The sequence below is a fragment of the Parapedobacter defluvii genome (genome assembly GCF_014642075.1).
In the GTDB taxonomy this organism is placed as follows: domain Bacteria; phylum Bacteroidota; class Bacteroidia; order Sphingobacteriales; family Sphingobacteriaceae; genus Parapedobacter; species Parapedobacter defluvii.
The window spans coordinates 92517-105922 of the sequence record NZ_BMIK01000017.1 but is presented as its reverse complement, the minus strand read 5'-3'; the positions used below and the strand labels follow the sequence as shown (position 1 = coordinate 105922).

At 47.4% G+C, this 13406-nt stretch carries 8 protein-coding genes; 1 reads left to right on the top strand and 7 read right to left on the bottom strand.

The window, feature by feature from the left end:
* Positions 1 to 124: 124 nt before the first annotated feature.
* Complete coding sequence (katG, locus tag IEX60_RS19225; protein WP_188753034.1) at positions 125 to 2413, bottom strand: catalase/peroxidase HPI; 2289 nt, start codon at positions 2411 to 2413, stop codon at positions 125 to 127.
* Positions 2414 to 2664: 251 nt separating this feature from the next.
* Here katG and IEX60_RS19220 point away from each other — a divergent pair, with 251 nt between their 5' ends.
* Positions 2665 to 4617 (top strand): alpha-L-fucosidase, encoded by a 1953-nt coding sequence (locus IEX60_RS19220; RefSeq protein WP_229717653.1) that lies wholly within the window; start codon positions 2665 to 2667, stop codon positions 4615 to 4617.
* Positions 4618 to 4637: 20 nt separating this feature from the next.
* On the opposite strand, the gene IEX60_RS19215 is transcribed toward IEX60_RS19220, so the two are convergent.
* The 6 genes from IEX60_RS19215 to IEX60_RS19190 form a co-directional block, all read right to left on the bottom strand.
* The gene (locus tag IEX60_RS19215) at positions 4638 to 6104 is read right to left on the bottom strand and encodes a glycine--tRNA ligase (protein WP_188753033.1); all 1467 of its coding nucleotides are present in this window, start codon (positions 6102 to 6104) and stop codon (positions 4638 to 4640) included.
* A 67-nt stretch (positions 6105 to 6171) separates the two neighbouring features.
* Positions 6172 to 8151, bottom strand: a complete 1980-nt coding sequence (locus tag IEX60_RS19210) for a hypothetical protein (RefSeq protein WP_188753032.1) — start codon at positions 8149 to 8151, stop codon at positions 6172 to 6174.
* 3 nt (positions 8152 to 8154) lie between these two features.
* Positions 8155 to 8823 carry a hypothetical protein gene (locus IEX60_RS19205; protein ID WP_188753031.1) on the bottom strand — a complete coding sequence of 223 codons (669 nt, stop codon included), beginning with the start codon at positions 8821 to 8823 and terminating at the stop codon, positions 8155 to 8157.
* Positions 8824 to 8945: 122 nt separating this feature from the next.
* Positions 8946 to 10013, bottom strand: a complete 1068-nt coding sequence (locus tag IEX60_RS19200) for an AI-2E family transporter (RefSeq protein WP_188753030.1) — start codon at positions 10011 to 10013, stop codon at positions 8946 to 8948.
* A gap of 2 nt (positions 10014 to 10015) precedes the next feature.
* The gene (locus IEX60_RS19195; RefSeq protein ID WP_188753029.1) at positions 10016 to 10789 is read right to left on the bottom strand and encodes an enoyl-CoA hydratase/isomerase family protein; all 774 of its coding nucleotides are present in this window, start codon (positions 10787 to 10789) and stop codon (positions 10016 to 10018) included.
* A gap of 19 nt (positions 10790 to 10808) precedes the next feature.
* Positions 10809 to 13352, bottom strand: a complete 2544-nt coding sequence (locus IEX60_RS19190; protein ID WP_188753028.1) for a DUF5686 and carboxypeptidase-like regulatory domain-containing protein — start codon at positions 13350 to 13352, stop codon at positions 10809 to 10811.
* Between the last annotated feature and the right edge of the window lie 54 nt (positions 13353 to 13406).

Below are 13406 nucleotides of genomic sequence, written 5' to 3'. Positions count from 1 at the left end.
ATATTGTGGAAAACGCCGGAATAACAAACTTGCAGAAACAAAAAGGCTGCCTCAAGAAATTACTTTTGAGACAGCCTCTTCTTTTTATCCATTTCTGAGCTGAATCGCTCAGGCGTATGACATATTAAATCAAATCAAAACGATCCAGATTCATTACTTTGTTCCATGCTGCTACAAAGTCTTTCACAAATTTTTCCTGTCCATCTGAGCTTCCATACACTTCGGCAAGCGCCCTAAGTTCTGAATTTGATCCAAAGATGAGATCAGCGCGGGTTGCCGTCCACTTCAGTTCTGCGGTAACGCGATCATGGCCTTCAAACAATTCTTTACTTTCATCCATCGCGTTCCAGACAATGCGCATATCAAGCAAGTTGACGAAGAAGTCGTTGGTAAGTGTTTCGGGACGTTCCGTAAACACACCATGTTTGGAGTGATCAAAATTGGTGTCCAATACCCGCATGCCTCCTACTAATACGGTCATCTCCGGTGCGGTAAGCGTCAGCAGTTGAGCTCTGTCCACTAGCAGTTCTTCGGTAGATACGGTATATTTAGTTTTCAGGTAGTTTCGGAATCCATCAGCAGGAGGTTCCAAACACGAGAATGATTCTGTATCGGTTTGTTCTTCAGAAGAATCCATGCGGCCGGGGATAAATGGAACACTGATTTCGTGGCCTGCATCCCTCGCAGCCTGTTCAACACCGGCGCAACCGGCTAATACAATCAGGTCGGCAAGCGATATTTTTTTACCATCAGATTGGGCATCGTTGAAAGCCGCTTGGACGCCTTCAAGTGTCTTCAGCACTTTTTCAAGTTGAGCGGGATTATTAACCGCCCAGCTTTTCTGAGGTTCGAGGCGGATGCGGGCACCGTTTGCCCCGCCTCGTTTGTCTGAACCACGGAAAGAGGAAGCAGAGGCCCATGCGGTTGATACCAATTCCCGTATGGATAACCCTGTGTTCAGTATCTGTATCTTTAACGCTTCTGCGTCTTTTTCATCGATCAAAATGTGATCTACAGCGGGAATGGGGTCTTGCCAAATCAGTTCTTCTTCGGGTACTTCAGGACCTAGATACCGCGAGCGGGGACCCATGTCCCGGTGTGTCAACTTAAACCAGGCACGAGCGAAGGCATCGGCAAATTCATCCGGATTTTCAAAGAATCGGCGGGAGATTTTTTCGTATGCCGGATCGAATCGTAGCGCAAGATCGGTTGTAAGCATGGTAGGTAGGTGTCTTTTAGACGAGTCGTGGGCATCTGGTATGATGGGATTGGCACCTTTAGCTACCCATTGGTGTGCGCCGGCAGGGCTTTTTGTCAGCTCCCATTCGTAGCCAAACAAGTTCCAGAAGAAATTACTGCTCCATTTTGTCGGCGTGGTGGACCAGGTGACTTCCAGGCCACTGGTGATGGTATCACCACCTTTGCCCGTACCATAGCTGCTTTTCCAACCGAGGCCTTGCTCTTCGATACCGGCACTTTCAGGTTCGGGGCCAACAAGTGCTGCATCGCCTGCACCATGTGTTTTCCCAAATGTGTGACCACCGGCAATGAGCGCAACTGTCTCCTCGTCGTTCATAGCCATGCGTTTGAAGGTCTCCCGGATGTCTATCGCGGCAGCAATGGGGTCTGGATTTCCGTCGGGACCTTCGGGGTTGACGTAGATTAATCCCATTTGTACAGCAGCCAGGGGTTTCTCTAAATTGCGCGAATGAATGTCGCCGTCTGCCGTGTCATCTGAAACAAGTACCGCGCCGTCTTTTTCTACCCCTTCTGACCCATGTGCATAACGTTTATCGCCACCCAGCCAAGTGGTTTCCGAACCCCAGTAGATGTCTTGTTCTGGTTCCCACGTGTCTTCGCGCCCTCCAGCAAAACCAAAAGTCTTGAATCCCATTGATTCCAAGGCGACGTTACCGGTAAGGATCAATAGATCTGCCCAAGATATTTTTCTTCCATATTTTTGTTTAATGGGCCAAAGTAGGCGACGTGCTTTGTCGAGGCTGACGTTATCGGGCCAGCTATTGAGTGGGGCGAAGCGCTGTTGGCCTCGTCCGGCTCCACCGCGTCCGTCGCCGATCCGGTAGGTGCCGGCACTGTGCCAAGCCATCCGGATAAACAAAGGGCCATAATGGCCGAAGTCAGCAGGCCACCAATCCTGCGAATCGGTCATCAACTGGCGGAGATCTTGCTTTACTGCCTGTAAGTCAAGGCTCTTGAATGCTTCCGCATAATTGAAAGTGTTCTCCATTGGGTTAGATAACGGTGAGTGCTGACGGAGAATGCTTAACTTTAATTGATTTGGCCACCAGTCGCGGTTACTCGTGCCCCGCCCACCTACATTCTGTTTTTGTGGCGTAGTAGATGATCCATTGTGAAATGGGCATTTGCCGGTGTTATTAGCCTTGCTGTCCATGGTGTCACGTTTTAATAGTTGTTAACTTAATTTATTCCTCGTTTGATTTCCAAATATAGACGGTATGAAAGGACGGATTAAATCACTAATAACGATGTGTTATAGTTAAAATTGATAATGATGTCGAATTGATATAAAATCAATAAATAGCTGAAAATTAATCTTATTTACCCTTGTATTAAATCGTTTTGACAACGCATCTTTAGTATTCGTAAAAACAGCTATCTTTATAGCTTATAAACCCTATTCGCATGGTATTTGATTACTTAGGAAAGTTAATGGTGCTAAGCTTGGCAGCGACGGGAGGATTGGCGGGATGTAATGCAGTTGATCACCAGGATGCCCCCGCTCCCTATGGACCGATCCCTACCGAAGCTCAGTTAAACTGGCACGAGATGGAGATGTACTGCCTGATCCACTTTACCCCTACTACGTTTCAGAATAAGGAATGGGGATTTGGTGATGCGCCAGCTGAGTTGTTCAATCCGAAGCATTTTGACGCCTACCAGATTGCTGCTGCAGCAAAGGCGGGAGGATTCAACGGATTGATATCGGTGGCCAAGCATCACGATGGTTATTGTTTGTGGCCAACGAAAACCACGGAGTACAACATATCCCACAGTCCGTGGCGTGGTGGGAAGGGCGATATGGTGAAGGAATTTATGGAGGCCGCTCATAAGGAAGGAATGCAGTTCGGAGTATATGTGTCTGCATGGGATCGGAATTTCCCGAAATATGGTGATCCGGAATATGCTGACGCCTACCGTGAACAGCTGCGGGAATTATATAGCAACTACGGACCGTTGTTTATCAGTTGGCATGACGGTGCGAATGGTGGGGATGGATTCTATGGTGGGGCTAATGAAGCCCGTCGTATTGATCGTTCTACCTATTATCAGTGGGAAGAAAAAACGTGGCCAATTACGAGGGAAATGCAGCCCACAGCGGTAATTTTTAGTGACATAGGTCCGGATGTCCGGTGGGTAGGGAATGAAAAAGGCATCGCCGGGGAAACTTCATGGGCGACGTTTACTCCGGTGGCACCCGACGGGGGCAAACCGGCACCAGGCTTTATTGACGACCGGTTCCTGGGAAGCGGGCAGCGGGATGGTAAATATTGGATTCCGGCCGAATGTGATGTGCCTCAGCGACCGGGATGGTTTTATCATCCCGAGCAGGATGATGCAGTAAAAACACCCGATCAGTTATTCGACCTGTACCTAAAAAGTGTAGGCCGTGGCGCGGCGTTCAATTTGGGACTGGCCCCCAATATGGACGGAGTGCTGCATCCCAATGATGTTGCTTCGTTGAAGGGATTTGGTGACAAATTGAACAGGACGTTCGCGGAAAATTTTGCTTCGGGAGCTTCGTTTAATGCATCCAACATACGGAAAAATCAGGGGAAGCATTTCGGTCCAACTAATTTACTCGATGACGATCGCTATAGCTACTGGGCAACCGACGATGATGTAACCCAACCCGCGCTGATCGTGGAATTGAAGGATGAATCAACCTTTGATCTCATCCGCTTGCGTGAGAACATTAAATTAGGGCAGCGTTTGGACAGCGTATGGGTAGATGTTTGGAAAGATGAGACGTGGCAACCGTTGGCCATGGCAACCAGCATTGGCTCTTGTCGGCTTATTGCCTTGGAAGAACCGGTTACCACGAAACAATTGCGATTGCGGTTGTTTGCTCCAGTCGCTGCGGCACTCAGTGATTTTGGCCTGTTTAGGATAGCAGCGTCCGCATTTGAAACACAGACTAACGAACGGAAAGCTGCGGATCCATCCAAATGGAACATCCAAAACAATCTGCTGGATGGAGGCAATCCTGCATTGGCATGGGATGGGAATAAGGAAAGCAGTTGGCTTACCAATGAAGTGGATTTGCCCAACTATTTCAGTATAGACATGGGAAGTCTACAAACCCTTACGGGCTTTGGTTACCTCCCCCGGCAGGATGGAGAAGGAGCTGGCCTAATAAGCCATTATGTTTTTGAAACCAGTGTAGATGGAAACCGATGGGAAGCCGTAGCCCGTGGAGAGTTTTCAAACATCGTAGCCAATCCCATCCTGCAATTCGTAGATTTCGGTAAGCCGGTGCAGGCACGTTATTTCCGATTCACGGTTGAAGCCGTGGCGAATACATCAAGCAATCGGTCCGCTGTGTCAATCGCGGAATTTGAAGTGTATGCTAAATAGTTGAAAAATCTCTTAGGCAACTATAATCCGCCTAGGAGATTTTTCCAGCTTACTAAATCAGCAACGATTTTTTCCAAATCTGCGATAGCGACCCGCTCCTGCTCCATGCTGTCCCGGTGGCGAAGTGTTACGGTGTCATCTTCCAGTGACTGGTAGTCAACCGTAATACAAAATGGGGTGCCGATCGCATCTTGACGACGGTACCGCTTTCCAATGGAGTCCTTTTCGTCGTATTGGACATTGTAGTCCATTTTGAGCCGATTGAGAATCTCTCTCGCTTTTTCAGGAAGGCCATCCTTCTTAGTAAGTGGCAGGACTGCCGCTTTTACCGGTGCTAACGTAGGATGAAAATGCAGCACAGACCGGGAGTCCTGCTTATCTTCCGTACTAAGATCTTGCTCTTCAAACGCATTGCATAGTACGCACAGGAAAAGCCGGTCTACACCGATTGATGTTTCAACGACATAGGGAATGTAATTCTGGTTGATTTCAGGGTCGAAGTATTGAATCTTTTTGCCCGAGAATTTTTGATGCTGGCTAAGATCAAAGTCGGTGCGGGAATGGATACCTTCCACTTCTTTGAAGCCAAAAGGGAAATCGTATTCGATGTCTACCGCTGCGTTCGCATAATGTGCCAGTTTAACGTGGTCGTGGTAGCGGTATTTTTCCGGATCGCCGCCAATAGCCAAGTGCCATTTCAAACGGGTTTCTTTCCATTTGTTGTACCATTCGAGTTCGGTACCGGGGCGTACGAAGAATTGCAGCTCCATTTGCTCGAACTCACGCATACGCATGATGAATTGGCGGGCAATGACCTCATTGCGGAATGCTTTTCCGATCTGAGCTATCCCAAAAGGGATTTTCATCCGCCCGCTTTTTTGCACGTTCAGAAAATTGACAAAAATGCCCTGCGCCGTTTCAGGTCGCAGGTATACCGTCTCGGCATCCTCAGCCGAGGCACCCATCTGTGTGGAAAACATCAAATTAAACTGCCGCACATCGGTCCAGTTTTTTGTGCCGGAAATGGGACAAACGATGTCATGCGCTTCAATGAGTGCTTTGAGCCTAGGAAGGTCGTCGGCATTGAGCGCGGCGTCGAGATCGGCTTGCAATTGCTGGGCTTCTCCGGTTTTTCCCTCTGCCTCGTAACGTGCAATCTTATCTTCGATGAGTTGATCAGCCCGGTAACGCTTTTTCGAATCCTTGTTGTCTATCATCGGATCGTTGAAGCCATCCACGTGGCCGGAGGCTTTCCAGGTGGTGGGATGCATGAAAATTGCTGCATCGATGCCCACAATGTTTTCGTGGAGCTGAACCATGGCCTTCCACCAATAGGTTTTGAGGTTGTTTTTGAGTTCGGCTCCCAACTGGCCATAGTCGTATACCGCGCTCAAACCATCGTATATCTCGCTCGAAGGAAAAACAAAGCCATATTCCTTGGCGTGTGAAACTACATTTTTAAAGAAATCGTCTGTTTGCTTGCTCATAAGACGGCAAACTTAGATAAAATGTTCGTATTCGCGAAACAAAAACAAGCGTATCCGGTGGAGACAGCTATTGTTGCTGTGCAGCGTAGTCGATTAAAGCGAACAGGTATTGGACAGCGTTGTCATATCCTTCCGGTGTCTGTGCCACAAACTCTCCTGAAACGGTATTGCCTTTAATGCCATTGGAACGGAAATAAAAATCGCCGAGGTTGCCGAATAGCTTATGGAAGGCAATGTAATTGTCGAGCGAACGCAGCTGTTCTTGCGGAATCTCTTCGGACAATTTCTTGGCACTCATCAGGCCTGCAAATCGATTTTTGGTTAGCAATGCCCTGTGAGCCTTGCTGATGGATCCCTGCATGCGGTTATCCCGTACGCCCTCCATTTCTAGTTTTGAAGTTCCCAGAAACACGATATTATCCCTGCGGTATAAATACAGGTCGAAAGGCAGTTCCGATTGTTCTATGTGGAAGATACCGTCATCATCGCTAAGCAACATCTTGTATTGAAAGTAGCTGACCAGGCGGTTGTATAAATTGACATTATCCGATGAAAACATAACTAAAAAGTCAGGAATGGTTTCCATTTTGGTCTTTTCGATCTCCTTATAGTTATAATCTTCGTCGTATTCGTAGTCAGTGTATGTCACCTCTTTCTCGGCAATACCGTTTAACACGAATAAACCATCTCCCTTGGCTACGCTGGCAATTGCCTCTTCGTCTAAGAGTAGCGAAACGATTTCGGCTCCCAATGAGATTTCATTTTCATATTGGGCAAATATTTTCCCGTAGGTGTCATTCATGAGTTTGGGCAGCTCTTCGAGATACGCTTTGCTGTCCATTGCCAAACCTACAAAGCCCACAGCTCTGTCGCTATCTACATATTTCAGGAACTTGCGATTGAGTTTGGGTCGGTATATGCGTTTGAAACTGCGGGCTAGTTCGTCTGACACTTCCATTTCTGTGCCTAGCTTAAACCCTTCACCGTCGGCATAAAGCCCAGCATATACACTGCCATAATAGCTGAATAATTTGCCGTCTCCCCGCATGCCGAATAAGTCAGGCAGCAGTGTACTGTAAATTGCTTCCAGGTTAGAAAGCCAGCCGGTTATCAACGCGTCCTTCTTGACACTGCGGAGATAAGACCGGTTATTGAGGATACTGTTATCAAGGGAATGGTTAAAAACGGATTCGGTGTATTCGCGTGCCCATATCCCGGCCAACGAATCTTTTATCCGGATATTTTTGGTATAATAGTCTTCATACGGTGAAGCCGCTTCCACTGCATAATTCGCAGTATCCGCCCACCAATCGGTAGTGGAGTCAATTTCGACCGGCTCATCTTCATAAACGATATCCGCTAACGAGTCTACAGCTTCTTCCGCGGCTTCAACTGTGGCTTCTGTAGGAGCTGCCTCTATTTCCACGACGGGCGGAGCGATGTCAAAGTCATCGATGTATCCCCATGTGTTAGCTGAGTCGATAGCTGCTGATGTAGTATCGGGGTCGTCGTAATAATTTCCATAATCGTAGTAGGTAATGCCATAACGATCGGCCACTTCCTGGTTTTCGAAATAACTGCTTACCGGGGAGCCACTTGCAATGCATAGCATTCGGTTGTCCCAGGCAAATGTAACCTGCTCATCGTCCAATGTTTTGGTGAACTGTTGTACGGGTCCTTGCCGTATAATTTCTTCTTCGGCGGCGAAAATCTGTTCAAAAGCGCTTACATCCGATAGGGGAATCAAAACGGTGAAATAGGTGATGCTATCTGTTTTGGACGTCCAAAAGTAGCTTGTGCTGTTTAAATCGAATCCATAGTCGGTTACACTGGTAATGTCGGATGCACCGGTCTTCTGTCCCAGGTCTACCAATGCTTTCCCGATCGCTGAGCGGTCAAAATCTTTTACATGGATGAGCTTAAAAAACTGTCCCGTTTGGATGTTTACCACGGCAAAGGCATCGTGCGGTATTTTACTGGCAAGATCTTGAGCCCGGAGTGTTGATGTTATCAGTAAAGCGAGTGTAATTAAGAGGAATCTATTCATGGATTAATTTGCTAATTTAATTTGGTTTGTCATGTTTCTTTTTCCGGTGATCAGATCAAGTATCGGGCTTTGCATCATCACCGCCTTCTTGGAAGCAGCCAATTTGGCCGATGCATTGCTTTGTGAAAGGACAGGTTGGTCAAATCGGTAAATACTGGTGTAAGTAGCGGAATTGAATACTTCCTTATCGGCATCTTTTAGTTTTTCAAATTCAGCCTTGGCCTTGGGTTCATATACGTATGTCCGGCTAAATGTCCGGCCGCCTTTATTGTAAGCATAGGAAGATTGATTGGAGGACGTGATTTTCATTTCAGTGAACAGTTTATTCGCGATGGTATTCAAATCTTCTACCTTGTTGAATGAAAACCGGATGGTAGCGATGAACTTGTCGAAATCAGCACTGTGTGATACATTGGATATACCGGGTATCTTTTTCAATTCCGTAGCTATTTCGGCCAAGTGGTTCTGGATATCCGTCTTGGACGGCACTTTGTATCCGTTGACACTATCGAGCAGCATGATGGATGCGAGCTTGGATCTGCTTTGGCTTAAGTTAGCCGTGAATACTGCTGTGCCGGAACCATCCTGCTTGACCGTCACATCTTCAATAAGCTGGAAGCAGGAGACAAATAGCAGTAGAAAAGGGGTACATAGGATTAATCGCATCTTCATGTCAATCAGCAAATGGTCCGTTACAAATTTTTTGCATAGGTGCGTATCCGTTTTATATGACTCGCTGCAAAGATAACGGTTGAGGGTCCACTTGTGAAATCCCTTTTTTCAGGTAATTTAGGTTAGCTGTTTTCCGTAGGTGGCCGTTGGGTAGGTACGATGGCCTCGTCATCCAACGTCCGTTGTTTTTTATTGGCCTCGTAAATACGCACGGTAATGAGGAAGTAGGAAAGCAATAGGGGCCCATACACCAACCCCATTACGCCAAATAAGGGAATGCCGATGATGACGCCTACTACCGTGATGATCGGATGGATGTCGCCCACTTTTTTAGCGATGATAAGCCGCAGCACATTATCGATGTTGATGACCACAACAAAGCCGTATACCAGTAAACCGATAGCGGCAAAGTTTTGGCCCTGTGTAAATGCATAAATCGCTGTAGGTACAAAAATAAGCGGAGGTCCTAAGAGCGGGACAAAGGCCAGTATGGCACAAATCACCCCCCAAAATAACGCGTCATTGAACCCGAAAATCCAAAACCCCAATGCCAACGCACCTCCTTGAACCAAGGCGATGAAGGTTTGCCCGATGACGTTGGAATACGTGATGTTACGCAGTTCAAGGCCAAACCTGATTGCATTTTCGATGCGGAAAGGCGAGTAACGGAGCAGTCCGCGTTCGAACCCCCGGAAGTTTACGAACATGAAGTACAGGAGGAAATACATGACCGTAATATCCAGAAAGAGGCCTGCCGCCCCACTGAGCAGCGAAGTAAGGAGGCCACCGAGGTAGGAGGCGCTTTTCTCAAGCTGCTCCCGCAGCAAATCCGGTTTGCCTAGCTTGTCGCCCGCATATTCATTGATGGTGTTGACCGTATTTTTTATCCATTCGGGGTTTTTCACCAGTTCCACGATTTTGTTGGTTAACATGGTTCCTATCCCGAGAAATGGCAACACAATGATCAGAAACGAAATAACGATGATGATAACCGCGGCCAAAGGCCTGCGCCATCTGAGACGTTCCACCAGCCAGATGTTCAGGGGGCGGAATATGGTATACATGACCATGGTGCCTAACAGTGCCCCGATGATACCCCTGACGGCGTAGGCAATCACGGCACCCAATAACAGCAACAGCACAAGGGTGATGATATTACGCTCTTTTTGGGTGAATACAGAGAAGGACATAATCAAAAATTTGGTTTTCGTTTTTCCAAAAATGCGCCTACCCCTTCCTTAAAATCCGGGGTTTGGAAACACTGGCCGAACAGATTGATTTCCGTTTCAAATCCGGGCTTAGTTGTTCCGAAGCTGGCGTTGACCGCTTCAATGGCTGCTGACACAGCGCTACCCGAACGGGACGCAATCCGCTGCAGGATGTCTTCCGTTTTTGTAAGCAAATCAGCTGGCTCCACAACGTAATTTACGATACCATACCCAAGGGCTTCGTTGGCAGATATCATATCACCTGTAAGAATCATCTCCAACGCTCTTCCTCTGCCGGCCAGCTGCGTTAGCCGCTGTGTACCGCCATATCCCGGTATCAGCCCCAGAGACACTTCCGGTAGGCCTAATTTGGCATGGGTGGCGGCTACCCGCATGTGACAGGCTAATGCCAATTCAAGCCCCCCGCCTAATGCATAACCGTTGATGGCCGCGATAATCGGTTTACCGGCATGGTGGATGAGATCAAATACGCGGGACTGCCCTTCAGCCGCCAGTGTACGGCCCTGCTCCGCATCAAAACTGGCAAATTCGGAAATGTCCGCACCGGCAACAAAGGCCTTTTGTCCCGTACCGGTCAACACAATGCCCCGAATGGTTTCGGTTGCCAGCGCATCGGTAAGGGCATCGTGTAATTCCGCCAGTGTCTGTTTATTCAGCGCGTTCAATTTTTCTTCGCGATTGATCACGAGATGGCGTATGTGACCGTTGTTGTGGACTAATAAGTTTTGATATGCCATGGTATTCTTTTTTTACAGACTAAAAATCTACCTTTACGCTAAACCGTATTCCGCCCTTGTCAATGTCGGGATGATTAAGATACGACAATCTTCTCACATATTCTACCCGAAGCACATTGAGAATGTTCTCGATGCCCGCACTTGCTTCCAGATAGGGTTTTCGTTCAAGGGTAAATGTGGTCGGATTACCTTGTTGGTCTCTTGGTAACAGAAATACATCTGAATTATTTTCCGGTCTGTTTTCGGGCCTTACATCTCCATACAGGAGTTTGAATCCGGCTACCTCACGAACCTTCAATTTTTTGATCAACGGGATTTTATTGAAGAAGAAACCATGGGGGCGGTATTCGAACGCCAACTTAATGTATTGATCGCTCACGAATTCAAGGTTATTCAGCAATGCATACGAGTCAGGCGCAAGCATATAAGTTTTGCTGGCATTGGGTATATCCAACAAGGGGAAAGGCACCGTGCCGAAAATATAACCGGTGCCAAAGTTGACATCCACCAAACCCAATTGTGAGAGGAAAACACGTTTAAAGACATCCAACCGCAAGGCATGATAGGAATATTCGCCACCTAATAAGCCCTTTAATCCCAAATTATACCTCAAATTGAATACCGGGTATTCGTTAATAATGGGAGAGCGTTCGAGGTTTCGCTGGAAAAACTCCTCGTTGGGTGCCCAGCGAAGATCGATACCCAATTCAGACGTCTGCAATGCTTTCAGCGTGTCTCGGCCGGTTTGACCCGCTATGAAAAACAACTTCGCAGCCGGCGCCTGCCGTTGTGTGGTGAGAAAAGTTTGCAACATGACGTGATTGCCGAACTCGACAACATGATTTATTTTGAATATATCATAATAGGACCATTTGTCCTGATCGCCACTACGGAAAGATCTCGAAAAGCTATCGCCATTGCGGAAGCCCAGTAATTGGCCCGGTTCACGGGCGTCCTGTTGGTAGGTAACGTGCAGGTAGTGTGCTGGATACTCCCCAATACGCTTTCCATTGAGTGTATGAGCTATCCCGGTAAAAAATTTCATGCGGTCGTCACGGAATCCATAAGCTGCATAGACTTCTGCATAGAATTTCTCGGAAAATTGACGGGTGGTCCGACCGCTTAACCGGATACGGCTACCTTCCAGATCGTTGAAACTGTAGGAGTATTCCAGCGGGCCGAACTCCACGGGGCCAGCGTTGACGTAGCTTTGGGCCACAAGATAGCCTAAGCGCAATGTACGCCTGAACGACTTGTTATGCTGCAAGCTATCAAGGTTGGTGTAAGTCCTGGCTTCCGCTTCCGTGAGCTGCAGGGGGCGTTCGGCCTCCCAGTGGTTTTCCGTCTGTTGCGTGGCATCGGCCAATTTGATAAGCTGTTGCCCCATAAATGTGCTGGAAGGAATTACCGTATCCGTATTGTAGTCGGTATAAACGAGTGTCCGCTGTCCAAAAGCACCGCGCTTGCTTTCAGCCAATCCGAAATTAATCTTCATATCGGAATGGGCAAGGAGGTAAATACCGTTGCTATGCCGATGGAAGCGAAGTGAAACGGATACATTATTTACCCAATTGAGGTTGGCCCGGTGGTCTATCCAAATGTCTGCGCGGCGTATTCCATAGTTGCCGTCTAATGTGACCTGTAATTTGCCCGAAAACAGGCGGTCTTCGTTGTTTCGGGGCACAAATGTTAATTCGACGAATTGACCTTCTGCGTTGGATAAGGTATCGGTAATAAAAAATTTGTAGAATAGGGGTGCAGCATCAGCCGTAGGGCTGAGAAAAGGTTTATTCAGAATTAAAACGTTGTTCTCGTAAATGTCCACATCGCCATGGATAAATTTAAAATAGGTCTCGATGTTTTCGTTATTAATATACCGTTTATCCAATTCAGTTTTTTTATTGGCGGTAACAATGGTTTTTTCGGCTTTTGGATGAAGCCGTTGGTACCGGTGGGATAGATTTTCCTCAAGGTAAATAGGCAACAAAGAACGACCCGGCACCAGTGTGGTGTCCAGGTTTTCAAATGCAAACCGATACCCACGTGTGAGTGCATTGTTCGTAACAAACCTAGGCACGTCGCTTATCGCCATCATGATTTTTTCGTACACTTCGAATGAAGCATAATCGAAACGCGAAAGCCGATTGACTTTTTTATGTTCGATGACTTTCCGGATCAATGCCACAGCAGGGTTGTCGCGGTTGCGATAACGCCCCTTGCCGCTGATGGTTACTTCGTCCAGTACTTGGCTATCTTCCTCAAGCTCAACGTCGATGGTCTGGGAGGTTTCTTGGGGAAGTTGCTTAGATACGGTTTTATAACCAAGCGCACTGAATTGCATTTGGGTAGCTGAACCGTTGAAAGTTAGCAGGTAATGTCCTAAACTATCTGTAGACGTTCCGTGTGATGTATGAGTAATGTGTATACTTACACCGGGAATACCTTCGCCTGTAGACGCGTCGGTCACCGTGCCCCGGATAGTTGTCTGCGCAAAGGCAGATGAAAAGACTGTGAGTCCCATCGCGACCAATAATCCTACCAAATCCGGAAATCGTATGCTCATAAAAAAACCATTCCGCCTATCTAACGTATACAACCGCACACAAGATACAATTGT